Genomic DNA, 26,717 nt, shown 5'->3' on the forward strand with positions numbered 1-26,717 from the left:
GGCATGCGCGGCCTGTACGCACTCAAGCCCTGGTACACCCGACGACTCGACGGCATCGTCCGGTGGGCCGTCGACCGGGACGTGTCCCCGGACGTCTTCACGTGGCTCGGTGTGCTCAGCGCCGCGGTCGCCGGCGTCGCGATCGCGCTCGGCTCGTGGCCCCTGGTGCTCCTGCTGCTCGCCGGGCGGCTGGCGGGCGCCAACCTCGACGGCGCGGTCGCCCGGGCGCGCGGGGTCTCCCGGCCGTGGGGCTTCGTGGTCAACGAGCTCGGCGACCGGATCAGCGACCTGCTCATGTTCGCGGGCCTCGCCGTGCTGCTCGGGCGGCTGCAGGGCGGTGCGGCGGTCGGGTTCGTGCTCGTCGCCGCCGTCGTCGCGACCCTGCCCACGTTCGTGTCGCTGGCCGGCGCGGGAGCCGGCGCGCCGCGGCTCAACGGCGGACCGTTCGGCAAGACGGAGCGGTGCCTCGCGGTGGTGCTCATGGTGGCCATGCCCGGGCTGTCCCCGCTCCTGCTGGCGGTCACGGTCGGGTTGTCGCTGGCCACCGCCTCGACGCGGCTGCGGCAGCTGCGCCGGGCCCTCGCGTGATCCCGGACCTCGAGCTCCACCTGAGCCTGGCCGCCTGGCACCTCGACCTGGAGGGGCGGGCCGTCTGGCTGCTGACGGTCAGCGTGGTGATCCTGGCGGTCGCCGCGATCCCGGTGTTCCTCTCGGGCAAGCCGGAGCTCCGCCGCCGCTGGACCACGTGGGCGCTGATCCTGCCGGTGATCGGGATCCCGATGTGGCTCGGACCGGGCCCGACCGCGGTCCTCGCCGCGCTGCTGGCCCTGCAGGCGGTGCGCGAGTTCGCCGCGATGGTCCGCCTGCCCCGCGCGGAGACGATCCTGCTGCTGGTGCTCGCCGTCGCGTATCCGATGGCGGCGTGGCTGGCCCCGGACCTGCTCGCCCTGGTGCCCTTGGTGGCGCTGCTCTGCGCGGTCCCGGCCCTGCTGACCGGGGACTCGGAGCGCGGGCTCGAGCGCGCGACGCTCACCGCCTTCGGGTCGATCTGGCTGTGCTGGTCGCTGGCCAACCTGGTGCTCGTCGGCAGCGACGCGTACCTGCTGTGCTTCGCCGCGGCGGCCACCGACATCGCGGCCTGGTGCGGCGGGACCGGCCTGCGCCGGTTCGCGTGGGCGCGACGACCACTCTCCCGGCTCAGTCCGAACAAGACCGTCGGAGGTATGGTCGGAGCCGCCGTCGGGGCAGCGATCGTGCTGGTCGTGCTCGATTCCGCCTCGCCAGGCCTGTACGTCGCCGTGCTGCTCGGGAGCGTCGGAGGAGACCTGTTGGAGTCGATGGTGAAGCGCCGCGCCGGGGTGAAGGACGCTGGGGCATGGCTGCCCGGCTTCGGCGGCCTGCTGGACCGCGTCGACTCCCTGCTGCTGGTGCTCCCGCTCGCGGCGGTGCTCGCATGACCGCTCGCCGCCGGGTCGGCCTGCCGCCCGGGTTCAACCTCGCGGGCGCCGCCCGGCACACGTTCTGGCGCAACGTCTTCCACCTGGTCGGCGGGTACAAGGTGCGCGGGGCGGCGCCGTACGAGGCGATGGTCATCGTCGCCAACCACAGCTCGCACGCCGACACCCCGGCCCTGATCGCCGCGTTCCCCGCGCCGTACAAGCCCGTGGTCGTCGCGGCCGAGGACTACTGGTTCGACAAGGCCTGGATGCGCCTGGGGCTCAAGCTCGCCATCGGCGCCGTCCCGGTGCACCGCAAGGGTGGCGGGGGCTACGCGGGGCTCGTGGAGGGCGCTCAGGCGGTGCTGGGCGCCGGCTCCAGCCTGCTGGTGTTCCCCGAGGGCACGCGCAGCACGGACGGCCGGCTGGGCGAGCTGCGCAGCGGTGCGGTCCGGATCGCCCGCGAGTTCGACGTCCCGATCCTGCCGGTCGCCATCGTCGGCACCCACGACCTGCTGCCGAAGGGCGGCCGCCTGCACCCCGGCCCTGTGGAGGTGCGGCTCGGTCACCCGATCCAGCCGGAGGACCTCGTCGACGACGACATGTCCCCGGTGGTCCACCAGCTCGAGGCGCTGCTGGCCGAAGGGCCGGCGACGTGGTCCGAGTCCCGCACGTGGCAGGTGCTGCACCGCGCGATGGACGGGAAGGCCGGGATGGCGGGCGCCGCCGCGTGGGGGTTCGCCGAGGGGATCAGCTGGCCCGTGACCATGGAGATGTACCTGGCGGTCGTGGGCGTCGCGAACCCGCGTCGGATCCTGCCGGCCATCGGGTGGCTGACGGCCGGGTCGGTGGCGGGCGTGCTGGTCACCTCCGAGCTGACCCGGCGCGGGCTGCGCCCACCGGCCCCCCTGACCACCGCGAGCATGCGCGCGGCGGCGGCGGAGCACATGGCGGCCGGTGCGCGGGGCGTGTGGAAGCAGGCAGCCAACGGCGTGCCGGTCAAGCTCTACGCCGCGGCGGCCGGTGACGCGGGCGTCCCGCGGATCCCGCTCGCGGTGCACACCGCGGGCGCGCGGGGCGCGCGGGCGCTGGCCATGGGTGCCGGGATCGGCGGGGCGGCTGCGATCGCACACCCGGTCCTGCGGCGGTTCTATGTCCCGTACCTCGGTGTGCTCGGGGTCGGCTACGCGGCGGGGCTGGCGCTCGTGATCCGGTCCTGGCGGCGCAGAGCGTCCGGCTGATCGTCGGGCAGCGGCCCGACCAGCGAGATCACGGTGTGCACGAGCAGCACGACGAGGGCGATGTTGCGCGCGGCCAGCACGAGCGTCACCGCGGGGCTGCCGAGGACCACCCCGTCGTAGAACCACGGGAACACCACCTGCGTCGCACCGGCGATGCCGAGGGCGAGCCACGCGGTGGTCCGCCAGCCGGGCAGCCGTAGGGCCAGCGCGACCGCGACCGGTGGCGCCAGCCATCCCATGTACTGCGGCGAGCCGACCTTGTTGAACACGATCATGGCGAGTGTCAGGAGCAGGGCACCCCGCACCAGCAGCTCGGTGCGCACGATCCCGCCGGACCACAGCCGGTCACCCAGCTGCTCGCGACGCCACCAGAGCAGCAGCGTCGCCGCGCCGAGCGCGAGGAAGAAGAGGGCGCCGAGGACGTCCGCGGCCGCCTGCGTGCCGGGCCCGTGGAGCTCCCAGGTGACCAGCGGCTCGTTGAGCACCCGGGTGACGGACGGCGCCCAGAGCGCGGTGATCAGCCAGGGCGTGGCGCCGGGTGCCTCGATCTGCAGCCCGCGCTGGTCCTGCTCGGTGAGGAACGACAGCACGTGGGGCAGCCCGCCGAGGGCCGCCACCGTCCCGACCACCACCACGCTGACCACCGCGGCCGGGACGACCACGCTGCGCCACGGCCGGCGTACCGCCACGAACACCGCGATGAGCAGCGCGCCCGGGGCGACCTTGACCCAGGCGGCGGCGGTGAGGAGGGCCGACGTGATGCGGGGGTGGTTGAGCGCGAGGGTCAGGGCGACGACGACGACGGGAGCGATGACGGCGTCGAGCCGGCCCATCGCGACCGGGCCGAGCAGCAGCAGGAACGCGAGCCACCACCACGCGCCGACGGTCGTGGCGCCACTGCGAGGCAGGCCCGGGCGGCGGACCTGGAGCAGCACCGCCAGCGCGGCCGCGTCGAGCAGGGTGACGAGCAGCGCCCACACGTCGGCGTACGAGGACCCGCCGCCGGTCCCGCCCAGTGCGGCGACGAGCATCGGCACGACGGCGCCGACGGGGTAGACCCAGGTGCCCGAGAGCACCGGCCACTGCCCGTCGTGCAGGCCGAGCCACATCCAGTAGCGGTACAGGTCCAGGTCCCAGAAGGCTTCCTGGGGGATGAGCACGAGCCCGACCAGCGCCAGCCACCCGTGCACGAGGATGAAGGCGACCCAGACGGCCGTCGGGGAGTGCAGCAGTCGGCGGAGCAGCGCGACCTCCGGGGAGCGGGGCCCGTGGGGAGCCGGCGACGAGGCAGGGCCCCCAGGCTAGCCCGCGCGTCGAGGCCGGGGTGGTGCTGTTCGCGACGAGTTCAGGGGGTCCGACCCGGATCCAGCGGCGGCGGGACCGTGCCGGTGGTGGATCCGGCGACCGGGAACACCGCCGGGCGCGTGGCGTCGAGGTACGCGTCCGCCGACTCGGCGTCGTCGGGCGCCGGCGGGGCCTCCGGGGCCGTCTCCGGGACCGGATCGGGGCCGTAGCTGGACTCGGTCATCGTCGACCTCCCACGTCGTACGCGGTCGGCGACCGCGGTCATGGCTCCACGGTGGCACGGCGACAGGAAGCCCGCACGATCAGCCGGCGGCGGGGGTCTCCGTCACGGCCGGGGCCGCAGGGGCGACGACCTGGTCGAACGGCGTGCAGCCCTCCGGGGCGACGAGCGGGACGGCGGGGTCGAGGAGCACGCTCTCGAGGGGGTTGAGCTCGGCGAACTCGGCGCCCAGCGCCAGGTCGACGGTGGGGTCGAGGCGGGCGTCGAGGACGAGCACCGCCCCGTCGACGTGCGCCGCGAGCGTGTACGCCTGGGCCACGCCGGCCGTGCCGAAGATGATGCGCGCCTTGCCGTCGTACGTGGCGGGGGCGTTCTCGGTGAGCGCGATGATGAAACCGCGTTCGCCGAGGCTCGCCGCGGTGGCCCCGGCGAGGCCCACGCGGGTGGTCGCGTTGTAGACCTTGAGGTTCACCTGGTTGGTGGGCACCGGCAGCGCGCCGGCCGGCGGGCACGGGTACGGGGCCTGCGTGGCGGTCGGGGAGGGCTCGGCGGCGAACTCGCGCGCGAACACCGGCAGGTCGAGGCTGCCGGTGAACACCGCCGCGGCGCCCAGGCCCGCCAGAGCCAGTGCGGCCAGCAGGACGCCGAAGATCACGGCCTGACGCTCGTGCATGTGCCGCCGACGCAGCTGGCGGCCGCGGTCCTGCTCCGTCACTTGACCACCAGGACCCGTGCGTGGAGCAGCGCGCGCTGGTGGAGCGCGGCCCGGACGGCCCGGTGGAGCCCGTCCTCCAGGTACATGACGCCGCGGTACTGGACCACGTGCGCGAACAGGTCGCCGTAGAACGTCGAGTCCTCCGCGAGCAGCGCATCGAGGTCGAGCGTGCGCTTGGTCGTCACCAGCTCGTCGAGCCTCACCTGGCGCGGCGGAACCTCGGCCCACTGCTTGGCTGTCTCGAGCCCGTGGTCCGGGTAGGGCCTGCCCTCGCCCACCGCCTTGAAGATCACGGTTGGGAGTCTAGGTGACGGGCAGGTCGCCCGTGCCCACCCGGCGGGTGACCTCTCCGGGGAGCTGTCGGCGGGGCGTGCGCCGCGGCGCGATCGGATAGCGTTTTCCGTCGTCGGGAGCGCTCCCGACGACGGATTCCTGCGAATGTCGCAGACCGGGTTGACTCGGGTGAACCAGGCGATACGGTCGTGGGCGGTCGGGGTCAAAGGCGCCCCCGACTTCCCTCCTTGTGAGCACGCCATCACCGCGGGGGACGCCTAGCCGATTGAAAGGATTCAACGATGAGTCTTCTGCCACGACGAGGACGAACGATCACCGGCACCGCGCTGCTCGCCGGCTCGGTGCTGCTGGTCGGGACGCTGACGGCCGCCCCCGCGACCGCCGCGCCGGCGACCGGGACGCTCGGGCACGGTCCGACCAAGGGTCCCGACGGGCTGACCCTCGAGCGCCTCGACCGCGGGCTCGTCGCGGCAGTCACGGGCGAGGGCGTGTTCCTGTCCTGGCGCCTGCTCGCCACGGAGGTCACCGGCGCCACGGCGACCGGCCTGACAGGCCCCGACTTCGCGGTCTACCGCGACGGCACGAGGCTGGGCACGGTCTCCGACTCCACCAACTTCGTCGACCCCGCCGGCACCGCGACGTCGCGCTACCGGGTCTCCGCCGTCGTCGACGGGGCCGAGGTCGACGGCGCCGAGGCGACGCCGTGGGCGCAGCCGAGCCTCGACATCCCGCTGAACAAGCCGGCCGACGGGGTGACCCCCGTGGGCGAGGCGTACACGTACTCGGCCAACGACATGTCCGTCGGCGACGTCGACGGCGACGGGCAGTACGAGTACATCGTCAAGTGGGACCCGTCGAACTCGAAGGACGTCAGCCAGGTCGGCTACACCGGCAACGTCTTCGTCGACGCGTACGAGCAGGACGGCACGCAGCTGTGGCGCATCGACCTGGGCGTGAACATCCGGGCCGGCGCGCACTACACGCAGTTCCCCGTCTACGACTACGACGGTGACGGCAAGGCCGAGCTGATGATGAAGACGGCCCCCGGCAGCAGGATCACGCAGTACGCGGCCGACGGGTCGGTGGTCAGCGAGAAGTTCGTGACGCTGCCCCAGCGCGACCGCGCCGCCGGTGTCACCGACGCCACGGACTACCGCCTGAGCAAGCAGGGGTACGTCGACCACCTGGTCACCATGCTGCAGGGCTGGAGCAGCCACCCGGAGGTCGTCGCCGGGCACTGGCCGTCGACCGTCGAGGCCGCGCTCGGGATCGCGCCGCAGTACGCGTACCCGCTGTCGCAGGAGGACGCCACGGCGCTGGCCGACTACTTCATCGACGTCTACGCGCCCGCGCGCAGCGCCCGCAACCTGCTGCGCAACTTCGAGGGCTTCATCGTCGACGGCCCCGAGTACCTCACGGTGTTCGCGGGGGCGACCGGCAAGGAGCTCCAGACCATCGACTACAAGCCCGGTCGAGGTGACGACGGTCTGCTGTGGGGCGACTACGCCATGGCCCGCATCGAGCCCGGCAACCGCGTCGACCGCTTCCTGGCCGGCGTCGCCTACCTGGACGGGCAGACGCCCTCGGCGGTGTTCGCCCGCGGGTACTACACGCGCACCACGCTGGTCGCCTACGACTGGGACGGCAAGAAGCTGAAGGAGCGCTGGTACGTCGACTCGGGCCACGTACCGATGACGAACCCGTTCAACGACGGCCCGCACGGCCGCGACGGTACCGACCCCGTCTACGGGAAGATCACGACGCAGGGGTTCCACTCGCTGTCCGCGTCTGACGTCGACGGTGACGGCAAGCAGGAGATCGTCTACGGCGCCGCGACGATCGACGACGACGGGTCGGTCCTCTACTCGTCGTTCGACACCCTGCCCGCGGGCAGCGCCGACCCCGGCGAGGTGGTCCGTCTCGGCCACGGTGACGCGATGCACGTGACCGACATCGACCCCGATCGCCCGGGCCTGGAGATCTACACCGCGCACGAGGGCGCCACCTTCGCGCCCTACGGCATGGCCCTGCGCGACGCCAAGTCCGGCCAGGTGCTCTTCGGCGTGTACTCCGGCAGGGACACCGGTCGGTCGATGGTCGGAGACGTGCTCCCGTCGCTGCGCGGGCTGGAGGTCTGGGCGAGCCTGCCCGGCGGCACCAACTCGCTCGGGCTGTACTCGGCGGCGGGCGTCGTCACCCCCGGCCCCATCCCCGGTACCAACATGAGCATCCGGTGGCTGCCCGACGGCACGACGCAGATCGTCAACGGCTCCGCAGCGGCGGACGTCACGATCGACGACTGGACACGTGGCCGCCAGCTCACGGCCACGGGGACACGCTCCAACAACGGCACCAAGGGCAACCCGTCTCTGGTGGCGGACGTCCTGGGCGACTCGCGCGAGGAGCTGCTGGTCCGCACCGAGGACTCGTCGGCCATCCGGCTGTTCACCAACACGGGTCTGAGCCACACGAAGATGTACACGCTCATGCACGACCCGCAGTACCGCGTCGAGGTGGCCCGCCAGCAGACCACCTACAACCAGCCGTCGTACGTGGGCTTCTACCTGGCCTCGGACACGGACTACACGAAGGTGCCGGTGGCGTCCTTCTACGCGCCCGGCAGCATCGACGCCCTGCGTGACGCCACCAAGGCGCAGATCGCCGCCGGTGCGGTGAAGGGCGTGGCGGCCGTGGGTCTGCTCGCGGCGGTGGAGGTGGCCGACAAGGCAGCCGACGCCGGCAACGAGAAGCTCGCCGTGAAGTCGCTGACGGCGTACGTCGAGCTGCTCACGCCGCGCACGCGCCTGTCGACGGTCACGCCGGCCGCTCGGGCGATCCTCGGGTACCAGGCGCAGCAGGTGATCTCGATGCTCGACTGAGCGTCGCGGGGGACCGTGCGGGCACGCGCGGTCCCGAGGGCGTCGGCCGGGGTCACTACCGGCCGGCGCCCTTCTGCATGACGAAGCCCCCGCCGCCCTCACGGGGCGACGGGGGCTTCGTGGCGCCCAGCGTCAGACGCGGTACATCGCGGTCATCGGGCAGTTGAACGGGTCGCGGTCCGGCTTACCGACCGTGTTCAGGTAGTTCACGATGATGGAGTACGAGCGCGGCAGCGACACCTGCACGTAGGGGATGTTGTGCTCGCGGCAGTACGCCTGGACGATCGGCTTGGCGCGGCGCAGCGACGGGCGGGGCATCGACGGGAACAGGTGGTGCTCGACCTGGTGGTTGAGCCCGCCCATGAGCACGTCGACCCACTTGCCGCCGCCGATGTTCCGGCTGGTCAGCACCTGGCGGCGCAGGAAGTCGAGGCGCGAGTCCTTGGGGATCAGCGGCATGCCCTTGTGGTTCGGGGCGAACGAGGCGCCCATGTAGAACCCGAAGACGCCCATCTGCACGGCCAGGAACACCAGGGCGATCGGCCACGACATCGACAGGAACACGAGCGCGGTGCCACCGACGAGGCGGATGGTCATCATGACGATCTCCGCGGCCCGGTGCTCGAGCTTGTCGCGCGACGACAGGCGCTGGACGGCGGCCACGTGCAGGGCGACGCCCTCGAGGAAGAGCAGCGGGAAGAAGAACCAGCCCTGGTGGTTCAGGTACCAGACCCCCAGCTTCGACGTGCGCTTCGCGACCTGCTCGGGCGTGAACGCGAGGGCGTCGAGCTCGATGTCCCCGTCGTAGCCGATCTTGTTCGGGTTGGCGTGGTGGCGCGTGTGCTTGCGCTGCCACCAGCCGTAGCTCAAGCCGACGAACAGGTCGGCGAGCACGAGGGAGGTCCAGTTGTTCGCGTGCCCGTTGGCGAAGATCTGGCGGTGCGCGGCGTCGTGGCCGAGGAACGCGACCTGCGTGAGGATCACGGCGGCGGCGAAGGCGACGGCGATCTGCCACCAGGAGTCACCGACCAGGATGATCGTGGCGATCAGGCCCAGCACGGCCAGCACGGCGGCGGAGATCCGCACGGCGTAGTGCGCGGGGCGGCGCTTCATCAGGCCGGCGGCCTGGACCGTGCGGGTCAGCTCGGTGAAGTCGCTGACGGCTCTGTCGCGGGGCCTGGGCGGTGTGGGGGTAAGCGTCGAGGAGCTCATGGCGTCCGTCCTGTCGGTCGTGCGAAATTGATGCGCGGCGCGAGTGCGGTCGGAGATGAGCTGGGATCGGGGGCGCCTCGGTGATGATGCGACGAGACCCCGGCCACAAGGCCGGGGTCTCGTGCTGTGGAGCTATGAGCTCAGATCAGCTCAGAGAGGCGTGATGTTCGACGCCTGCGGGCCCTTGGGGCCCTGCGTGACCTCGAACTGGACCTTCTGGTTCTCCTCGAGCGTGCGGTAGCCGCTCGTGGTGATGGCGCTGTAGTGCGCGAAGACGTCGGGTCCGCCGTCCTCGGGGGCGATGAAGCCGAAGCCCTTCTCGGCGTTGAACCACTTCACGGTGCCAACAGGCATGATGTTCTCTTCTCTCACGTGCGGTATGGACAACTCCCGGGTGACCGGGACCGGTATTCACGGTGTTCGTCGTCCGTCTCCGAGGTGGTCCTCGAGAACGTCCTGCCAAGTTTCCCTGGCCGTCATGACAAGCGATTCACTGCGACTACAGGCACAACCGTACGGCACTATGGCTCTGACCGGAACGTGAGAAGCGAATCGGTCTGCTCACACTCTCCGCCGTGGAAGACCTGGGCGGCCTCTGCGAGCCCGGGGAACTGTTGCTAGGTTCGCCCGGACGACCAGGCGGGAGACCGATGAGCGACCACGACGACCGCTGTCCGTGCGGGTCCGGTGACACGTACGGCGACTGCTGCGGCCAGTACCTCTCCGACGGGCGCCGTGCACCCACGGCCGAGGCCCTCATGCGCTCGCGCTACACCGGCTTCGCCACCCGGGCCACGCACTACCTGCTGGCCACCTGGCACCCGAGCACCCGGCCGGACGAGCTGGAGCTCGACGTGAACATGGTGTGGCGCCGGCTGGACATCCTGCGCACGGACGCGGGCGGGCCGTGGGACGACACCGGCACCGTGGAGTTCGTCGCCCACTACCGGCTCGAGGACGGCACCGCGATCGGCCAGCGCGGCCGGCTGCACGAGACCAGCCGGTTCGTCCGCGAGGACGGCCGCTGGCTGTACGTCGACGGCGGCATCGACGCCTGAGTCGCGACGCGCGCGTGTCGGTGTCCGGCGGGAAGATGCCGACATGCTCTTCGCCGACCTCGCGACGACCTCGTCCGCCCTGGCCACCACGCGGTCGCGGCTGGCCAAGCGTGCGCTGCTGGTCGACCTGCTGCGGCGCACCCCGGCGGAGGACGTCGGCGTCGTGTCGCGGTACCTGGGCGGTCAGCTGCGGCAGCGACGGACCGGCCTCGGCTGGCGGTCGCTGACCTCGCTGCCGGATCCGGCTGACGCCCCGAGCCTCACGGTCGCGCAGGTCGACGCGGCGTTCGAGGCGATGTCGCTGCTGGTCGGACCCGGTTCGGGCACCGCGCGGAGCGCGCAGGCGGCGGCGCTGTTCGGGGCCGCCACGCCCGACGAGCAGCGGCTCCTGCGCGGGCTGGTCTCCGGGGAGCTGCGGCAGGGGTCGCTCGACGCGCTGGTGCTCGACGCGGTCGCCGAGGCTGCGGGCGTGCCCCCGGACGCGGTGCGCCGGGCCGCGATGATGGCCGGGGACACCGAGCCGGTCGCGGTCGCCGCGCTCACGTCGGCGGACCCGGCGGCGGCGCTCGCCGCGTTCACGCTCGTGGTCGGGCGGCCCGTTCGGCCGATGCTGGCGCAGTCCGCCCCGGACGTCGACGGCGCCTGGGCGAGCCTCGGTCCGGGACCCGTGGTGGTGGACAGCAAGCTCGACGGCATCCGCATCCAGGTGCACCGGCAGGGCGACGACGTGCGGGTGTTCACGCGGAGCCTCGACGAGATCACCGACCGCGTGCCGGAGATCGTCGCGGTGGTGCGGGCCATGCCGGCCTCCGAGCTGGTGCTGGACGGGGAGGCCCTGGCGGTCGGTCCGGACGGTCGGCCGCGACCGTTCCAGGAGACGTCGGCGCGCTCGGCCTCCAAGGACGCGGACGTAGCGGCCGCGGTCACGCTGACCCCGTTCTTCTTCGACTGCCTGCACGTCGACGGCGCCGACCTGGTCGACGCCCCGCTGCTTCGCCGGCTCGACGCGCTCGACGCCGTCGCGGGTGCCTCCGTGGTGGAGAGGGCGGTCACCGAGGACGTCGAGGTCGCCCGGGCCTACTTCACGGACACGGTGCGTGCCGGGCAGGAGGGCGTCGTCATCAAGGCGGCCGACGCCCCCTACGAGGCCGGCCGGCGCGGGGCCGCGTGGATCAAGGTCAAGCCGCGGAACACCCTCGACCTCGTCGTGCTCGCGGTCGAGTGGGGGTCCGGACGCCGGCACGGGCTGCTGTCGAACATCCACCTCGGCGCCCGCGACGGCGACGGGTTCGTGATGCTGGGCAAGACGTTCAAGGGGATGACCGACGAGATGCTGCGGTGGCAGACGCAGCGGTTCACCGAGCTGGCGACGTCGGCCCTGAACGACTGGGTGGTGCACCTGCGGCCGGAGCAGGTGGTCGAGATCGCGTTCGACGGGCTGCAGCGGTCGAGCCGGTACGCGGGTGGACTCGCCCTGCGCTTCGCCCGGGTGGTCCGGTACCGGGACGACAAGTCGGCGGCCGAGGCGGACACGATCGAGACGGTGCGGGCGCTGGCGGGCTGACCGTTCACCGTGCCTCGGCGGCGAGCTGCGTCTGGGTGGTGAGCAGCGCGTCCAGGGTCGTCGGGTCCTCGACGAGCTCGAGCATCCCCGCCCACCAGGCACGCTGCACCTCCGCGGGCATGAGGTCGCCGGCGCCGAAGCGGGTGACCGCCGCCTGCGTGAGCTGCTCGGCGAGGGAGCGGGCGACCGGATCGGCGTAGGAGTCCGGCGGGACGTTCCGGTTGGCGGACGTGTAGCCGCCGAGCTCCACCCAGGCGGTCTGCGCGTCGGCGCCCGCGAGGTACGCGAGGAACGACCTGGCGGCGGGCGTGTCGGTCATCAGCACGACGACGTCGCCGCCGACCGTGATCGCACCCGCGTTGCCGGGATCGACCGCGGGGAACGGGAAGTAGTCGTAGCCGTCGCCCGGGACCAGGTCCGGGTACGCCGCGGTGATGAACCCCTGGGCGAACGAGGCCATGGAGTACAGCTGGGCCGTCGGCGGGTCGGTGTACAGGGGCAGGACCCCGTCGGCGTCGCTGGTCGTGAGGATCGCCTCGGTGCCGCCCAGCACGTACCCCGGGGTGGTGACGAGCGCGGTGAACCGGTCGAACGCGCCGCGGACGCAGGCGTCGGTCCACGGGATCTCGGCGGCGACCCACCGGTCGTACGGCTCCGGACCGCACGCGCCGAGCACCAGCTGGGCGATCCAGTCGGTGAGCGCCCAGCCGCTGGCCGGGCCCCTGGGGGCGACGACCGAGAACGGGCTGACGCCCGCCGCGACCATCTGGTCGGCCAGCGACGTCAGGGCGTCCCACGTCCGGGGGACGTCGTAGCCGCCCGCCGCGAAGGTGTCGGGGGAGTACCAGATCGTCGCCTTGCTCGAGACCTTGGCGAACACCCCGTACAGCTCGCCGCCGTCGCTGCCGAGGTCGATCCAGGCGGGTGAGTAGTCCTCGTCGAACTGGTCGGCGTCCAGCGGGACCAGCGCCCCCTCGTCGGCCAGGTCGTGCAGGAGGCCGGGGTTCGGCAGGACCGCGAGGTCGGGCGGGTCGTCCGCCTCCAGGCGCGTGGCCAGGTCACGGGCGATGTCCTGCGAGCCCTGCCAGTCGACGACCGCGCCCGTGTCGTCCTCCCAGGTGGACGCGACTGTCGCGAAGGCGTCGTGCTCGGGGCCGCTCCACAGCCCGACGACGTCGACGTGCTCGCCGGCGAGCTCGGGCTCCGGCGGGGTGCAGGCGGCGGTCGCGACCGCGGCGAGCAGACCGAGGGTCAGTGCGGCCCTGCGACGAACGACCATCGTGGTTCCTCGGATCGGCTCCGGAGCGCCTGCGTCTCGCAATGTACTCAGAGCGCCGCGGACGTAGCGTGGAGCGCGTCAGGTTCGTGCACTCGTCGACGTCGACGGCCGCACGGTCGCCGGGAACGGAACACACACCATGGCTCGCACCTACACGGTCGGCTACTTCGTCGGAAGCCTCTCGTCCACGTCCATCAACCGGATCCTGTCCAAGGCGCTCATCGGCCTCGCGCCGGACGACCTGGAGTTCGTCGAGCTCCCCATCGGCAACCTGCCTCTGTACAGCCCGGACTTCGACGCGGACTACCCGCCCGAGGCCGCGGCCCTCAAGGCGTCCATCGGCGCGGTGGACGCGGTCCTGTTCGTGTCCCCGGAGTACAACCGGTCCATCCCCGGCGCCCTGAAGAACGCCATCGACTGGGCGTCGCGACCCTGGGGGCAGAACTCGTTCGACCACATGCCGGCCGCGGTCATCGGTGCGTCCATCGGTCAGATCGGCACCGCGGTGGGCCAGCAGAGCCTGCGCGCGGTGCTCAGCTTCTGCAACGCGCGCCAGATGACGTCCCCGGAGGCGTACATCCACTACTCGCCCGACGTGTTCACCCCCGACGGCGCGGTCCACGACGCGTCGACCGCCGAGTTCCTGCGCGCGTTCATGACCGAGTTCCACGACCACCTGGTGCGCGTCCTCACCGTCCTGCCGCGCGGGTGAGCCGACCTATGCTCCCGGCGTGAACCTGTTCCGACGCTCGACCCCGTGGACCCTGGCCGACGCGGTCGACCGGCACGCCCGGGTGCCCGGGGCCGAGGCGACGTCGGCCCTCGAGGTCGGCGACGCGGTGAAGCTGGTGGTCGTGCCGCGCGACGGGCTCGAGGAGCGCGTCTGGGTTCGTGTCACCGCCGTCGGCGACGAGGAGCTGGTCGGGAGCCTGCGGTCCGACCCCGCCGAGCTGCGCGGGCTGCACGCGGGCGACGCGGTCACGTTCGAGCGCCGGCACGTCCTCGCGATCGCCCGACGGCAGCCGTCCGACAGCCCCGAGACGCCGTCGGAGCCTGATGCTACGGTCGGAAAATGACCCCGCAGGAGCTGGAGAACCTCGCTCACCTGCGCCGTGCCCGGGACCTGATCGACCGCGACTACGCCCAGCCGCTCGACGTCCCGACCATGGCCCAGAAGGCGCTGATGTCCCCCGCGCACTTCTCCCGGCAGTTCCGTGCGGCCTACGGCGAGACGCCCTACAGCTACCTGATGACCCGCCGGATCGAGCGCGCGATGGCGCTGCTGCGCGCGGGCATGAGCGTCACGGACGCGTGCATGGCGGTCGGGTGTACGTCGCTCGGCTCGTTCAGCTCGCGGTTCACCGAGATCGTCGGCGAGAGCCCCACGGCCTACCGGCGGCACGAGCACGCGGCGGTCAAGGCGATGCCCACCTGTGTGGTCAAGACGCACACGCGGCCGGCTCGGGACGGATCGAGCAGGACATCGAGCAGGATCAGAGAAGCGCCCGCCGAGGCGGCGTCCTAACGTCGTCTCCATGACGATCTCACTCCAGTACACCAACGTCACCGTCAACGACGTCGACGAAGCGATCGCCTTCTACGGCGACGCCCTCGGCCTCAAGGTCCAGAACGACGTGTCCTCCGGCGAGCACCGCTGGGTGACCCTCGGCACCGACGCCCAGCCCGGCCTCGGCATCGTCCTGTCCGACCCGCACGCCGGCCGCTCCCAGGCGGACGGCGACGTGATGCAGGAGCTGCTCACCAAGGGCGTCCTGCCGATGCTCGTCTTCAGCACGGACGACCTCGATGCCACCTTCGAGACCCTGCGCTCGTCCGGCGCCGAGGTGCTCCAGGAGCCGATCCAGCAGGACTGGGGTCCGCGTGACTGCGCGTTCCGGGACCCGTCCGGGAACATGGTCCGGATCAACCAGTCCTCGTGACGCCGGCGCCGGGGTCGGTGAAGGTGCGACGGCCGTACTCGATCCACGCGCCGAGGTAGGCCAGGCCGCAGAGGGAGCCGACGACGGCTGTCACCGCGGCAGACGCTCCGGCCGCGTTCGCGACCAGAGCGCCCAGGGTGCCGGCGACCAGCGCGTTCACCACGTTCACGAACATCGACGTGCTCCCGATGACGTGGCTCAGCGTCGACCGGCGCAGGCCCATCGTGTAGGTCCGCATCAGCCCGGCCCGGTCGTCGCCCCACGAGGTCACCAGGTACTCGGCGACGCCCGGGTCGAGGGCCACGTACGCCGCGCGGATGCGGTTCATGCCGAGGATGAGGGCGCTGTCGTCGTGGCTCGCGTTCATCACGCGGACGGCCGTCAGGGTGCCGAGGATCAGCGCGACCGACGCGAGCCCGATCGACAGGATCCGGAACGGGGTGCCGAACCCGGAGGTCTGCGCCACGAGCGCCAGCACCACGAGCGACGCCGAGACGACCGTCAGGTGGATGGTGATCCGGCTCATCACCTCGGACCACAGGGTGCTGCGTGTACCCAGCAGGCTCCAGTGCTCCGTGGCCAGGATCTGGGCGCGCACGGCCGGGGACGGGATCACGGGCGGCTCGGACATCGTCGTCTCCCTCCGGCGCTGGGAGCCACGCTAGGGGGTTGACCACCGCGGCGGAACGGGTCGACGCTGGGCGGACGCAGGTCCCGTCGACGTGGCCTGGGAGGACACGATGACGTTCCTCATGCACCGACCCCGCAGGACCCGAGCACGCGTGCTGGTCCTGGCGCTCCTGCTCCTCGCCCTCGTCGCGCCCGCCGGCCCGGCCCTGGCCCACGACCGCAGCGACCACCGGTACGGCACGACGGGAGCCGAGTTCTGGCAGTGGGCCCTCGCGCAGCCGGCTGCGACCAACCCGCTGACGGACACGACCGGCGAGTTCTGCGACGAGGGGCAGCGCGGCCGGACCTGGTTCCTCGCCGGCTCGCTCGTCGGCCCCGTCACCCGCGAGTGCACGATCCCGTACGGGAAGAAGGTCGTGTTCCCCGTGGTGAACCTCGGCGCCTTCGCGTTCCCGGACGACCCGCCCGAGCAACGGACCGAGGAGTACCTGCGGGCCCAGGTCGCGGGGTTCAAGGACGCGGCCACGGGGCTGCGCGTGACGGTGGACGGCACCGTGCTGCGCCGCAGCGAGCTCCGCTACGAGGAGTCGCGCCTCTTCTCGGTGCCGATGCCGGACGACAACCTGTTCGCCGCGCTCGGCGTGCCGGGTCTGCCCGACGGCCCGTTCCTCCTGGGTCCCTGCGTCGACGCCGGCTACTACGTGACGCTGCGGTCTCTGCGGCCGGGCGCGCACACCGTCCACATCGAAGGCGTCATCGAGGCGGCCGACCCGGCCCAGAACACCGTCGTCGACGTCACCTACGAGCTCACGGTGCAGCGGACGAGAGGTCCCGGGCAGCACGGCGGCTGACCGGGTGGGCTACCGTCAGCGCGTGCACCCCGCCCGCTCGGCCCGGCCCGGTCGATGAGCACCGCCACCGTGATCGGCGGCGGGCCGGCGGGGCTGATCGCCGCCGAGGTGCTGGCCCGCGAGGGTGTGACGGTCACGGTCTACGACCGGATGCCCTCGCCCGGCCGCAAGTTCCTCCTGGCCGGTCACGGCGGACTGAACATCACGCACTCCGAGGATCGCGACCCGTTCCTGGCGCGGTACGGCGCCGCCGCCGAGCACCTCGCGCCGATGCTCGACGTGTTCGGCCCGCAGGACCTGCGCGACTGGTGCGCCGGCCTGGGCGAGCCGACCTTCGTCGGGTCGAGCGGGCGGGTGTTCCCGCGGTCGTTCCGCGCCACCCCGCTGGTCCGCGCCTGGCTGGCGCGCCTGGCCGACCTCGGCGTCCGGATCGAGCGGCGGCACCGGTGGCTCGGCTGGACGGAGCACCCCGGTGGCCTGCGATTCACCGGGGCCGACGGGGCGGAGATCGAGGTCACGACCGACGTGGTGATCTTCGCGCTCGGCGGGGCGTCGTGGCCGCGGCTCGGCTCGGACGGCGGCTGGCTCGGCCCGTTCTCCGAGCGCGGCGTGGCGGTCACACCGTTGCGGCCGGCGAACGTCGGGGTGCGCGTCGACTGGACGAGCACGTTCGCGGAGCGGTTCGAGGGGACTCCGCTCAAGCACGTGGCCCTGAGCGTCCGCGGCCACACCGCCCGGCCGGCGCGCGGCGACGCGATGGTGACCCGCACCGGGCTCGAGGGCGGCCCGGTCTACGCGACCGGCGCCGCGATCCGCGACGCCGTCGACGCCGACGGGCACTGCGTCCTCGAGGTCGACCTCCGACCCGATCTGACCATCGAGCAGCTCACCGAGCGCCTCCAGGAGCGCCGCCGCCCGAAGGACTCCGGCTCGACCTGGCTCCGCCGCTCGATCGCCCTCGACCCGGTCGGCATCTCGCTGCTGCGCGAGTCCAGCGGGGGACCGCTGCCGAGCGACGCCGCCACGACGGCTGCCCTGGTCAAGGCCGTGCCGGTGGTGGTGACCGCACCGATGCCGATCGGCCGCGCGATCTCGACCGCGGGGGGGATCGCGTGGGACGAGGTCGACGAGTCGCTGATGCTGCGCCGCCTGCCGGGCACGTTCGTCGCGGGGGAGATGCTCGACTGGGAGGCGCCCACCGGCGGCTACCTGCTGCAGGCGTCGTTCAGCACAGGGGTCGTCGCGGCGCAGGGGGCGGTCGCGTGGCTCTCGCGTCCGACCGACCGTGAGACCGCCTAGGCCTTGCGAGCGCGCGGGCGCACAGGTCGGGTCGGAACCGCGCGGGCGAGGCCGACGAGCCGGAACACGGTGTACCCGGCAAGCCCGAGGCTGATGGCGGAGAACAGCACGACGAGGGTCACGTCGGTCACCGGCCACGCGATCCAGACGGTGAACAACACGTAGCCGAGCCCGAGCCAGAAGCACGAGCGGATCATCGCGAACGACGGGGTCCACCCCGCCAAATACGCCGTCGTCAGGAGGTCGGTGAGCCGGCTGCTGCGCACCGGCAGGAGAGACAGGGCGGTCTCCGTCGCCGTCGGCTGCCCGACCGCCTCGTCGGTGGACGACGTCGCCGACAGCGCCTCTCCGGCAAAGCTCGGACGCAGCGACCGGGCCACGTACACGAACGACAGCGCGGCGAGCGGCCACGCCGTGAGCGGGAACATGACGACGACCCAGCCGAAGATCGCGGCGAGCACCGGCACGAGCAGGACGACGACCGCGACGAGCTTGAGCGGGTTCTCCTGCAGGTCCACCACTCCCACGCTCTGCGACAGCGGCACGTCTGCGAGCCCGATCGGGTCGCGGTCGGAGAGGGCGACCGGAAGGGCAGCGGCGACGGCCAGGATCACGAGCCAGAGCGCCAGCCAGACGATGCCGAGGGCGAGGTAGCCGAAGGGCCGCAGGAGCAGCCGCCCCGTGGGGAGGTTCTCGTTCGGCAGGAGCGTGCGCGCGGGCCCGCGGACGAAGGTGACGACCATCGCCCAGCCGACCCCGGCGACGATCGCGCAGACGCCGATGAGGATGCCGTACATCGCCCCGCCCGCCGGGGAGTCGTCGACCTCGTACGTGCGGAAGGCCACGCCCGACGACCAGAGCACCGCGAGCGCGACGAGCGCCGCCGTGAAGAGCACGCCGCAGAGCGCGAAGAGGATCAGGTCGTTGCGGGCGCGCAGTCGCGCTCGGAACGCGGTGCCCCCGAACGGCGCGGCGGACAGCAGGCCGGCAGCTCCGAAGAGGACCGCGAGCACGCCCGCCGCCAGCACGACCACCGACTGCGCCGTCCAGGCGCCCGGCCCCGCGAGAATCCAGGCGTTGCGGTCGTCCCCGCCGAAGGTGCCGGGGAACGGCGAGCCGTGCGCGCCGAGCCAGACCAGGTAGAGCCCGCCGACGACGAGGGCGCCACGCAGCGCGATCCCGCTCGTCGACAAGGGCTCGTCGGCCGAGGTCCGTGGCCCTGCCGGGACGTTCGGGCGCTGCCGTGCTCGGTGATCGGTGGCCACGGAGACTCCTCGTGCGGGTGGTGGGTGCAGCGGATCGCGCGCAGCAAACACGCACCTCAAGGCGCAAGGGCAGCACACCGTAACCGACCGAGCCCGGCGCGGACGCACCCGACGGGCTCGGGTGGGCGTACGTTCGCGCGGTCCCCGAACGAACCGATGAGCGCAGGTCGCACCGCGGCCCGAGGCTCACTCGAGGGGTTCGATCCTTGGAGGACTCCGTGATCCGCCGTGCCCGTCTTCTCCTCGTCGTGCTCGTCGGCCTCACCATGACCGGGGTGTCGGCCTGCGGGTCCGTCGACGCCGGGTCGGAGGCCGCCGCGGAGTTCCGGCTGTGGATGGCCGACACCGAGCACGTCGACAGCCTGGACATGAACTCCAACAACGACCTGCCCTGGAGCGGCACCCTGTGGGCGGGCGTCGTCGTCGACCCGGACGCCACCGTGTCGCAGGTCGCCGACGTCGCGCGTCGCGCCACCAGCTTCGAGTCCCGCGCGTCGGCGACGTTCACGATCGGGTACACGAGGGGCGACTTCGTCGCCCGGTTCGCCGTGTTCCCCGGGGCACCCGCGGCCAACCTCGCGATGATCCAGCTCGCCGACCACGTCGACCGGAGCACCGCGGCGACGGAGTTCACCGCCGCGGAAGCCTCCGGACGTTCTGAGGGCGGCGTGACGGTGACCGCTCCGGACGGCTTCCTCGTCGTCTTCGACCAGCTCCGCACCCTTCTCGCGGCCAAGGACGTGCGGGCGGGGGAGCTGCTGACGGTCCGGGACGCGGCGGAGACGTTCTCCATCGTCGCGGACCGCACCAGCGGCGCGACCGGCCCGCGTGCCGCGTTCGAGGCGGTGCTCGCCGCGTTCCCCGTCACGGCGGCCCAGCTCACGGACACCACGCTGGACGTGCGGGTGGCCGTCGACGAGACGCCCGAGGTCGAGGCTCTCGCTCGCCGAGCGGCGCCGGCAGTGCGCACGACCGTGCAGTTCGGGAACGTCACGAGGACCGGCCAGGGCGACTACACGGCGGCCGATGCGCTGCTCGCGGAGCTGACCGCGGCAGGACCCGTCGTGGGCGCCGTGCTCTCCCCGGACTCCGCGCAGGTCACCGTCGCCGACCTGCTCACCCTGCGCGCGATGTACGCCGCCGTCGGCGACGGCCCGCAGTACGACGGTGTCGCGCTGACGATCCGGACGGCCGGCGACCGGTTCGCGGTGTCCTCGTACGACGGGCAGCCGGCGGCGTACCTGCCCGTCCTGGACGCGCTCTCCGCACCGGCGTGGGCCACTCTCCTGACAGCCGCGACGGTGGACGCGAACGGGCTGGACGTGAGGACGGCGGACCTCACGCTCGAGCAGGCCCACGACCTCGGCGCGGTACTGGCGGGCGCTCCCGCCGGCGTCGAGGTCGAGGTGCGTCCCGGGACCGGGATCGGGTTCCGGCTGGTCACCTCCGCCGGGCTCACCCTGGACAGCCTCGACACCTTCGGCGAGCCGACGGGGACCGAGGGGGAGCTGCTGGTGGCGTTCGTCGACGGCTGGGGCGCGACGGCCTGACCGCGCCCGGTCAGGCGAGCGAGAGGAAGAGCTTCTCGAGCTTCTGCACGTCGAGGGTGCCCGGCTCGCCGTCGTCCGGCTGCGTCAGGCACTGCCGCATGCCGGTGGCGATGATGGCGAACCCCGCGCGGTCGAGGGCACGGGAGACCGCGGACAGCTGGGTGACGACGTCCTCGCAGTCGCGGCCCTCGTCGATCATGCGCACGACCGCCGCGAGCTGGCCCTGCGCGCGCTTGAGCCGGTTGGACACCTTGGCCATCTCGTCCTTGTCCAGCTCCATGGCGGCGTTCTCCTTCGTCGGGGGTGGGTCACGGTACCCGGGCGGTGCCGGGTCGACGCTCAGCGGCAGGTGCACTGCTGGCTGCGGGGGACGTCGGCCATGACGGCGTCGACGTGCATGCCGCAGCCGGACCAGGTGACCTTGCCGCAGGCGGAGCAGCGGGCGGGTGAGCACATGGGGTTCTCCTTCGTCCGGGTTGGGGGTTCAGCGGCGGACGGCGCCGCCGGCGGACTGCCAGGCGCCGATGCCGCCGGACAGGCTCGTGGCGTCGAAGCCGAGCGTGCGCAGGTGCTTGGCGGCTCGCCGCGAGCGCATGCCCGAGGCGCACATCACCACGACGGGCGTGTCCTGCGTCAGCCGTCGGGGGGCCTTGTCGATCTCGCCGAGGGGCACGTGCACGGCCTGGGGCGCGTGGCCGGTGTTCCACTCCGAGCGTTCCCGTACGTCGAGCAGGGCGGCGCCGTCGCGGACGAGCTCGAGCGCTCGCGCAGCGCCGACCGTGGGCCGCAGGGTGTCGTTGCCGTCGTCCGTGCTGCCGAAGAGTCGGCGGAGGCTGCTGGTGAGCGACATGGGGTCTCTCCTTCAGGCGACGAGGTCGGGGCGGACGGCGGTGAGGGTGAGCCAGCCGCCGGACAGGTTGCGCGCGTCCATGCCCTCGGCGAGCAGGACGCGGGTCGCGATGTGGGAGCGCACGCCGGATCCGCAGTGCACGCTGACGGGTCGGCCCGCGGCGGCCGCGCGGACCTCGCCCAGACGGCCGCGCAGCTCGGTGTGCGGGATGTGGAGCGCGCCCTTGAGGTGGCCGCGGTCGAACTCGGCCGGCGAGCGGACGTCCAGGACGAGGGTGTCGGCCAGCACGTCGTCCAGATCGGTCGCGTGCCATTGCGGGGTGGTCCCGTCGAGCGCGTTCTGGGCGACGAACCCGAGCATGTTCACCGGGTCCTTGGCCGATCCGTACGGCGGGGCGTAGGCCAGCTCGAGCTCGGCGAGGTCGTCGGCGGTCATGTCGGCGCGCAGTGCGGTGGCCAGGACGTCGATGCGCTTGTCCACCCCCGCACGGCCCACCGCCTGAGCGCCGAGCAGCCGACCGTCCGGAGCGAAGCTGGCGACGAGGTGGATCTGCTCCGCGCCAGGGAAGTAGCCGGCGTGGTGGCCCGGGTGGATACGGACCACCTCGTGCAGGATCCCCGCCTCGGCCAGGGTGCGCTGGTTCGCGCCGGTCACGGCCGCGGTGAACCCGAAGACGCGCACGATCGCGGTGCCCAGCACCGGTGCCTGCGGGGTGGGGCGACGACCGAGCATGGAGTCCGCGGCTCGGCGGCCCTGGCGGTTGGCGGGTCCGGCCAGCGGCACCGGACCCACCGCGCCGGTGACCGCGTGGATGACCTCGACCGCATCGCCGACGGCCCAGATGTGCGGGTCGGAGGTGCGCTGGTCGGCGTCGACCCGGATGGCGCCGGTCGGACCGATCGCGAGGCCGGCGTCGCGGGCCAGCCCGCTCGCCGGACGCACGCCGACGTTGACCACGACCAGGTCGGCGCTCAGCGTGGTCCCGTCCGACAGGGCGAGGTCGACGCCGCGTTCGGCGCCGGGAGTGACGGAGTTCGCCGAGACGCCCGCGTACAGGCCGACGTCGTGCGCGCGGAGCTCGTCGGCGAGCAGGGGTGCCAGCTCGGCGTCCAGCGGCGGGAGGACGTGGTCCGCGAGCTCGACCACGTCGACCTCCAGGCCGCGGGCGACCAGCGCCTCGACCGCCTCGAGACCGATGAAGCCGGCGCCGACGACGACAGCGCGCGCCCGGTCGTCGTCGCTGCGACCGTCGACCAGCCGCGTGACGTGCTCGTCGAGGGCGTCGAGATCGGGGATGGTCCGCAGGGAGTGCACGGCGGGGTGGTCCAGGCCGTCGATCGGCGGACGCACCGCGACGGCACCGGGGGAGAGCAGGAGCGCGTCGTACGGCAGCTGGTACGAGCTCTCCGAGGTGGTCACCGAGACGGTGCGGGCGGCGCGGTCGATCGCCGTGACCCGGCTGCCGGTGCGCACGTCGAGCGCGAGCGCCGCGCCGAGCGAGGCGGGCGTGTGCAGCAGCAGGTCGTCCCGGCGCTCGATCTCGCCGGACAGGTGGTACGGGAGGCCGCAGTTGGCGAACGAGACGTACTCGGACTGCTCCAGCACGACGATCTCGGCGCGCTCGTCCAGGCGCCGCGCTCGTGCGGCGGCGCTCATGCCGCCGGCCACACCGCCGACGATGACGAGTCGCCGACGGTCGGGGGTCTCGGGCGAGTGGTTCATAGGAAGAAGAATACCCCGGGGGGTATCCGTGCGCCAACTCGGGCGCAGCCGCTAGATGAAGAGGAGCTGCGCCCCGTCGGTCTTCTCGATGAAGTCGCTGGCGCTGATGATCCCCTCGACGTCCGGGTCGAGGTCGTCGAGCGTCAGGTGGTTCATGTCCGCAGACAGCCGGCACGCCCACAGGTGCCCGCCGGACGCGACGATCTGCTCGAGGAACTCGGGCACGTCGGGGACGTCCAGGTCGGCGATCGCCTTCTTCAGCCTGGAGGTGGCCATCGCGGTCATCCCGGGCAGGCCGCCCAGGCCCTGCGGCATGTGCGTGGCGGTGTTGCCGAGCATGGTGAACTTCAGGTCGCCCATCGTCGACCTGGTGATCATGTCCAGGCCCCAGAACGTGAAGAACAGGTGGGTCTCGACGCCCTCGCCGAGTGCGGCGTTCGCCAGGATCAGGCCGGGGTAGGCCATGTCGAGGTTGCCCTTGGAGCAGATGATCGCGAGCCTGCGGCCGGTGGGCTCGTCGGCGTCGAACCGGGGGACGACGACGGGATCGGTCTCGGTGGTGGTCATGGCAGTGCCTTTCGTCGTCGTGCCGGGTCAGACGCAGCCCACGGGCTTGGGCAGGCCGGCGACGTACGCCATCTTCTTGGCCGGCTTCTGCGGGAAGAGTCGGAACAGGTCCTTGACAGGAACCCCGGTCCCGGCGGACGCCCGCCGCAAGGTCGCGGTCTCGCCGCGCTGCGCGAAGTCGTCGCGCAGGAACCGGAGCACCGCTCGGTGCTCCTCGGTCAACGTGAGACCGATCTGCGACGCCAGGACCGTGGCGAGCTCGTCGTCCCACTCCGAGAGGTCCGTGAGGAACCCCTCCGCGTCGACGTGGATCTGGTGTCCGTCGAGGGTCGTGACAGGCATCGTGCGTCCCTTCCTAGGTCGTCGTGCTCGAGGTCTGCTTGCCCGCCATCGACATGGCCGGCGCGAGCGGCATCGGACGTCCCGGCAGCAGGACGTTCCAGTAGACCCAGCGGAACGCGAGCTTCCCGAGGTGGTTGGTCCGGCTCTCCTTGAGGAGGCTCATCGGCCCGACGTACGGCGCCGGGAACGTGCCGGGGAGGGGCTCCGTCTCGTAGTTGAAGTCCAGGAGCAGGGCCTTGCCGTCGCCGGACTCGACGAAGCAGTTGGCGTGCCCGTCGAACGAGTGGCTCATCGGGCGGCCGGCCGCCAGCTCCACGAGGTTGTCGACGAGGACGTCCACGGAGAAGTGCGCGACGGAGCCGGCCTTCGAGGTGGGGAGGTCCGCCGCGTCACCCACCGCGAAGATGTGCGGGTCGGCCGTCGACTGCAGCGTGTGCTTGTCGACCGGGACGAAACCCAGCTCGTCGCCCAGCCCGGATCGCGTGACGAACTCGGCGCCCATGTGCAACGGCACCGTGACCAGCAGGTCGAAGGGGACCTCGCGACCGTCGTACGACACCAGCGTCCTGTCCTCGATGTGCTCCACGAGGAAGTCCGGCTCCACGGCGACGTCGCGGTCGGAGAGCATCGATCCGAGCCGCTGCGAGGCGAGGGGCTTGGTGAAGGCACCGTCCAGGGGCGTGACGTAGGTCAGGGTGGTCGAGGTGCGCAGCCCGCGCCGACGCAGCCAGTCGTCGGCCAGGAACGTGAACTCGAGCGGGGCGACCGGGCACTTGATCGGCACGTCCGTGATGTGCACGACCAGGCGGCCGCCGCGGAAGTCCCGCAGTGCGCCGGCCAGGGCCTTAGCGCCGTCGAGCGTGTAGAAGTCGAAGATGCTGCGCCGCCACTCGGGACCGAGCATCCCGGGGGTCTGATCCGGGCGCAGCGACGCTCCGGACGCGATCACCAGGTAGTCGTAGGGGAGCAGGCGTCCGTCCAGCAGCAGCACCTCCTGGGCCGCGGCGTCCACGCGGTCGACGCCCTCGAGCACCAGCTCGACGCCGTCGTGCACGAACGCGTGCCGTGACCGGACCAGCCCGTCCGTCGAGCCGCCGAACGGCACGAACAGGAAGCCTGGTTGATAGGGGTGGGCATCGTCCCGGTCGACCACCGTGATCACCCAGGTGTCGTCCAGCTTCCGACGCAGCTTGTTGGCCAGCATCGTGCCGGCGGTCCCCGCGCCCAGCACGACCACGTGCCTGGTCATGGCGCTCACTCCCTCGGGCGAGGGCGGAGCCGCCTGGCGGCGGACGCCTCGTCGCGCGCTCCCAGCGTTCGTCGGGCGCTCAGGGGTGGGGTAGAGCAGAAGGTCCCGTCCAATTCCCGTTGTCCACCCGTCGCGGGTGTGCGACGGTTCCGGAGATCGACGATCCATCGGCAGGAGGTGAGACCCGTGAACGCAGTGTCCACAGTGGTGCTCCCCCGCACTCCACGATCCCGCGACTGACGTCGTCGCCACCGGGAGCGCCCACCAGGCAACTCGCTGAGAGGCGACTCCCATGCACACCACACCTTCGTCACCCCTGCAGTCCCCGTCGCCGACGGCCGCCGGCGAGCGAGCGCTGGTCCTCGGCGGCGGCGGGTCGACGGGCAACGCGTGGCTGATCGGCGTCATCGCCGGTCTGTTCGACGCCGGACTGGACGTGACCACAGCCGACCTGACCGTCGGCACGTCGGCCGGCGCGACGGCCGCCGCCCAGCTGGCCGGCGCGAGCCCGACCGAGCTGCTCGCCGCCACTCTTGCCGCGGCGCCCCCACCGCGGACCGGTCCAGCAGGTGCCCGGCCGGTCACCGACCATCTGGAGACGTTCAAGCGGATCATTGCCGCCGCCGAGGACCACGCGGACATGCGCCGGAGGATGGGCGCGGCGGCACTCGCCACGGCCGCGGCGTCGGACGGGTCCTGGCCGGAGCGGTGGCGCGCCATCGTCGCAGCGCGGTTGCCCACCCGGAGCTGGCCGCAGCGCAGGGTGCTCATCACGGCTGTCGACGCCCGGACCGGCGACCCCGTCGTGTTCGACCGCGACAGCGGGGTCGACCTGGTCGACGCCGTCGCCGCCAGCACGTCCGGCGGCGGCTCGCCCTACCGCATCGGCGACGGCTGGTACCTCGACGGCGGCTACCGGTCCAACGCCGAGAACGCCGACCTCGCAGCCGGGCACCACCGGGTGCTCGTGCTCTCGCCCCTGGGCGGCCGATCGCTGTACCCGCCGGAGTGGGGCACGCGGCTGGCAGCGCAGGTCGACGAGCTCCGTGCGAGGGGCAGCAGGGTCGAGACGGTCGTCCCGGGCAGCGCCTCGGATCACCTGTTCGGCGCCAGTGCGATGGATCCGTCGCTGCGTCCGGCTGCCGCCCGAGCCGGGCGTGATCAGGGCCGAGCCCTCGCCGAGCAGCTCAGCGAGTTCTGGCTCTGACGCCCGACGCATGACGAAGGGCCCGTGAGCAGCTGCTCACGG

Annotated in this window: 29 protein-coding genes; 14 read left to right on the forward strand and 15 right to left on the reverse strand. The window is 72.4% G+C overall.

Features of this window, described 5'->3' with window-relative positions; translation table 11 throughout:
• Nucleotides 1-3: 3 nt before the first annotated feature.
• Genes ASD18_RS05065 through ASD18_RS05075 form a run of 3 tightly spaced genes read left to right on the forward strand, consistent with a single transcriptional unit; the run spans nucleotide 4 to nucleotide 2,677 of the window.
• Entirely contained in the window at nucleotides 4-588 is a 585-nt protein-coding gene (locus ASD18_RS05065; protein ID WP_056087537.1) for a CDP-alcohol phosphatidyltransferase family protein, read from the forward strand.
• Nucleotides 585-1,457 (forward strand): phosphatidate cytidylyltransferase, encoded by an 873-nt coding sequence (locus ASD18_RS05070; protein WP_056087540.1) that lies wholly within the window; start codon nucleotides 585-587, stop codon nucleotides 1,455-1,457. Before ASD18_RS05065 ends, ASD18_RS05070 begins: the two co-directional genes overlap by 4 nt.
• The gene (locus ASD18_RS05075) at nucleotides 1,454-2,677 is read left to right on the forward strand and encodes a 1-acyl-sn-glycerol-3-phosphate acyltransferase (RefSeq protein ID WP_056087543.1); all 1,224 of its coding nucleotides are present in this window, start codon (nucleotides 1,454-1,456) and stop codon (nucleotides 2,675-2,677) included. Before ASD18_RS05070 ends, ASD18_RS05075 begins: the two co-directional genes overlap by 4 nt.
• On the opposite strand, the gene ASD18_RS05080 is transcribed toward ASD18_RS05075, so the two are convergent.
• The 4 genes from ASD18_RS05080 to ASD18_RS05095 all read right to left on the reverse strand — a co-directional run bounded on the left by ASD18_RS05080 (nucleotide 2,620) and on the right by ASD18_RS05095 (nucleotide 5,210).
• On the reverse strand, nucleotides 2,620-3,867 hold the full coding sequence (locus ASD18_RS05080) for a glycosyltransferase 87 family protein (protein ID WP_056087546.1): 1,248 nt from the start codon (nucleotides 3,865-3,867) through the stop codon (nucleotides 2,620-2,622). The two genes, ASD18_RS05075 and ASD18_RS05080, sit on opposite strands and share 58 nt — an antisense overlap.
• Nucleotides 3,868-4,022: 155 nt before the next feature.
• Complete coding sequence (locus ASD18_RS05085; RefSeq protein ID WP_056087548.1) at nucleotides 4,023-4,205, reverse strand: hypothetical protein; 183 nt, start codon at nucleotides 4,203-4,205, stop codon at nucleotides 4,023-4,025.
• Between the two features lie 79 nt (nucleotides 4,206-4,284).
• Nucleotides 4,285-4,917, reverse strand: a complete 633-nt coding sequence (locus ASD18_RS05090) for a LytR C-terminal domain-containing protein (RefSeq protein ID WP_056087551.1) — start codon at nucleotides 4,915-4,917, stop codon at nucleotides 4,285-4,287.
• The gene (locus tag ASD18_RS05095) at nucleotides 4,914-5,210 is read right to left on the reverse strand and encodes a type II toxin-antitoxin system VapB family antitoxin (protein WP_056087555.1); all 297 of its coding nucleotides are present in this window, start codon (nucleotides 5,208-5,210) and stop codon (nucleotides 4,914-4,916) included. Before ASD18_RS05095 ends, ASD18_RS05090 begins: the two co-directional genes overlap by 4 nt.
• A gap of 282 nt (nucleotides 5,211-5,492) precedes the next feature.
• Here ASD18_RS05095 and ASD18_RS05100 point away from each other — a divergent pair, with 282 nt between their 5' ends.
• Nucleotides 5,493-8,090, forward strand: coding sequence for a rhamnogalacturonan lyase (locus ASD18_RS05100; protein ID WP_056087558.1), 2,598 nt, complete (start codon nucleotides 5,493-5,495; stop codon nucleotides 8,088-8,090).
• A 132-nt stretch (nucleotides 8,091-8,222) separates the two neighbouring features.
• Here the strand turns inward: ASD18_RS05100 and ASD18_RS05105 are convergent, their stop codons facing one another.
• Nucleotides 8,223-9,302 carry an acyl-CoA desaturase gene (locus ASD18_RS05105; RefSeq protein ID WP_056087561.1) on the reverse strand — a complete coding sequence of 360 codons (1,080 nt, stop codon included), beginning with the start codon at nucleotides 9,300-9,302 and terminating at the stop codon, nucleotides 8,223-8,225.
• A 150-nt stretch (nucleotides 9,303-9,452) separates the two neighbouring features.
• The gene (locus tag ASD18_RS05110) at nucleotides 9,453-9,656 is read right to left on the reverse strand and encodes a cold-shock protein (RefSeq protein ID WP_028049733.1); all 204 of its coding nucleotides are present in this window, start codon (nucleotides 9,654-9,656) and stop codon (nucleotides 9,453-9,455) included.
• A 296-nt stretch (nucleotides 9,657-9,952) separates the two neighbouring features.
• Here ASD18_RS05110 and ASD18_RS05115 point away from each other — a divergent pair, with 296 nt between their 5' ends.
• Together ASD18_RS05115 and ASD18_RS05120 are read left to right on the forward strand one after the other, a co-directional pair.
• Nucleotides 9,953-10,360, forward strand: coding sequence for a YchJ family protein (locus tag ASD18_RS05115; protein WP_056087564.1), 408 nt, complete (start codon nucleotides 9,953-9,955; stop codon nucleotides 10,358-10,360).
• A gap of 43 nt (nucleotides 10,361-10,403) precedes the next feature.
• Entirely contained in the window at nucleotides 10,404-11,924 is a 1,521-nt protein-coding gene (locus ASD18_RS05120) for an ATP-dependent DNA ligase (RefSeq protein ID WP_056087568.1), read from the forward strand.
• A gap of 4 nt (nucleotides 11,925-11,928) precedes the next feature.
• On the opposite strand, the gene ASD18_RS05125 is transcribed toward ASD18_RS05120, so the two are convergent.
• A complete protein-coding gene (locus ASD18_RS05125) occupies nucleotides 11,929-13,203 on the reverse strand; it encodes an ABC transporter substrate-binding protein (RefSeq protein WP_056087572.1) in 1,275 nt (424 codons plus the stop codon).
• A 139-nt stretch (nucleotides 13,204-13,342) separates the two neighbouring features.
• Here ASD18_RS05125 and ASD18_RS05130 point away from each other — a divergent pair, with 139 nt between their 5' ends.
• From ASD18_RS05130 to ASD18_RS05145, 4 genes are read left to right on the forward strand one after another with little or no spacing between them, the layout of a single operon-like run.
• Nucleotides 13,343-13,915 carry an NADPH-dependent FMN reductase gene (locus ASD18_RS05130; RefSeq protein WP_056087575.1) on the forward strand — a complete coding sequence of 191 codons (573 nt, stop codon included), beginning with the start codon at nucleotides 13,343-13,345 and terminating at the stop codon, nucleotides 13,913-13,915.
• A gap of 19 nt (nucleotides 13,916-13,934) precedes the next feature.
• Nucleotides 13,935-14,279: a hypothetical protein gene (locus tag ASD18_RS05135; RefSeq protein WP_056087580.1), complete on the forward strand. Its 345-nt coding sequence runs from the start codon at nucleotides 13,935-13,937 to the stop codon at nucleotides 14,277-14,279.
• Nucleotides 14,276-14,728 (forward strand): helix-turn-helix transcriptional regulator, encoded by a 453-nt coding sequence (locus ASD18_RS05140; RefSeq protein WP_056087582.1) that lies wholly within the window; start codon nucleotides 14,276-14,278, stop codon nucleotides 14,726-14,728. The genes ASD18_RS05135 and ASD18_RS05140 overlap by 4 nt, the downstream gene beginning before the upstream one ends.
• A 10-nt stretch (nucleotides 14,729-14,738) precedes the next feature.
• Nucleotides 14,739-15,143, forward strand: coding sequence for a VOC family protein (locus tag ASD18_RS05145; RefSeq protein WP_056087586.1), 405 nt, complete (start codon nucleotides 14,739-14,741; stop codon nucleotides 15,141-15,143).
• On the opposite strand, the gene ASD18_RS05150 is transcribed toward ASD18_RS05145, so the two are convergent.
• The gene (locus ASD18_RS05150) at nucleotides 15,127-15,774 is read right to left on the reverse strand and encodes a hypothetical protein (protein WP_056087589.1); all 648 of its coding nucleotides are present in this window, start codon (nucleotides 15,772-15,774) and stop codon (nucleotides 15,127-15,129) included. The genes ASD18_RS05145 and ASD18_RS05150 overlap by 17 nt on opposite strands.
• 91 nt (nucleotides 15,775-15,865) lie before the next feature.
• Here ASD18_RS05150 and ASD18_RS05155 point away from each other — a divergent pair, with 91 nt between their 5' ends.
• The gene (locus tag ASD18_RS05155; RefSeq protein WP_056087593.1) at nucleotides 15,866-16,624 is read left to right on the forward strand and encodes a hypothetical protein; all 759 of its coding nucleotides are present in this window, start codon (nucleotides 15,866-15,868) and stop codon (nucleotides 16,622-16,624) included.
• A gap of 54 nt (nucleotides 16,625-16,678) precedes the next feature.
• Nucleotides 16,679-17,923 (forward strand): TIGR03862 family flavoprotein, encoded by a 1,245-nt coding sequence (locus ASD18_RS05160; protein WP_056087597.1) that lies wholly within the window; start codon nucleotides 16,679-16,681, stop codon nucleotides 17,921-17,923.
• Here the strand turns inward: ASD18_RS05160 and ASD18_RS05165 are convergent.
• Nucleotides 17,920-19,188, reverse strand: coding sequence for a hypothetical protein (locus tag ASD18_RS05165; protein ID WP_156387901.1), 1,269 nt, complete (start codon nucleotides 19,186-19,188; stop codon nucleotides 17,920-17,922). The two genes, ASD18_RS05160 and ASD18_RS05165, sit on opposite strands and share 4 nt — an antisense overlap.
• Before the next feature lie 218 nt (nucleotides 19,189-19,406).
• Here ASD18_RS05165 and ASD18_RS05170 point away from each other — a divergent pair, with 218 nt between their 5' ends.
• A complete protein-coding gene (locus tag ASD18_RS05170) occupies nucleotides 19,407-20,738 on the forward strand; it encodes a hypothetical protein (protein ID WP_056087603.1) in 1,332 nt (443 codons plus the stop codon).
• A gap of 10 nt (nucleotides 20,739-20,748) precedes the next feature.
• On the opposite strand, the gene ASD18_RS05175 is transcribed toward ASD18_RS05170, so the two are convergent.
• The 6 genes from ASD18_RS05175 to ASD18_RS05200 form a co-directional block, all read right to left on the reverse strand.
• Entirely contained in the window at nucleotides 20,749-21,018 is a 270-nt protein-coding gene (locus ASD18_RS05175) for a metal-sensitive transcriptional regulator (protein ID WP_056091608.1), read from the reverse strand.
• Between the two features lie 204 nt (nucleotides 21,019-21,222).
• On the reverse strand, nucleotides 21,223-21,588 hold the full coding sequence (locus tag ASD18_RS05180; protein ID WP_082573546.1) for a rhodanese-like domain-containing protein: 366 nt from the start codon (nucleotides 21,586-21,588) through the stop codon (nucleotides 21,223-21,225).
• A 12-nt stretch (nucleotides 21,589-21,600) separates the two neighbouring features.
• Entirely contained in the window at nucleotides 21,601-23,310 is a 1,710-nt protein-coding gene (locus ASD18_RS05185) for an FAD-dependent oxidoreductase (protein ID WP_056087606.1), read from the reverse strand.
• Nucleotides 23,311-23,361: 51 nt separating this feature from the next.
• Nucleotides 23,362-23,877: a DsrE/DsrF/DrsH-like family protein gene (locus ASD18_RS05190; RefSeq protein WP_056087609.1), complete on the reverse strand. Its 516-nt coding sequence runs from the start codon at nucleotides 23,875-23,877 to the stop codon at nucleotides 23,362-23,364.
• A gap of 27 nt (nucleotides 23,878-23,904) precedes the next feature.
• Entirely contained in the window at nucleotides 23,905-24,219 is a 315-nt protein-coding gene (locus ASD18_RS05195) for a TusE/DsrC/DsvC family sulfur relay protein (RefSeq protein WP_056087613.1), read from the reverse strand.
• A gap of 13 nt (nucleotides 24,220-24,232) precedes the next feature.
• The gene (locus tag ASD18_RS05200) at nucleotides 24,233-25,468 is read right to left on the reverse strand and encodes an NAD(P)/FAD-dependent oxidoreductase (protein WP_056087616.1); all 1,236 of its coding nucleotides are present in this window, start codon (nucleotides 25,466-25,468) and stop codon (nucleotides 24,233-24,235) included.
• A gap of 292 nt (nucleotides 25,469-25,760) precedes the next feature.
• On the opposite strand from ASD18_RS05200, the gene ASD18_RS05205 reads away from it, so the two are divergent.
• Nucleotides 25,761-26,675 (forward strand): patatin-like phospholipase family protein, encoded by a 915-nt coding sequence (locus ASD18_RS05205; protein WP_056087618.1) that lies wholly within the window; start codon nucleotides 25,761-25,763, stop codon nucleotides 26,673-26,675.
• Nucleotides 26,676-26,717: the final 42 nt, after the last annotated feature.

Source organism: Cellulomonas sp. Root137 (assembly GCF_001426725.1).
Classification (GTDB): Bacteria; Actinomycetota; Actinomycetes; order Actinomycetales; family Cellulomonadaceae; genus Cellulomonas.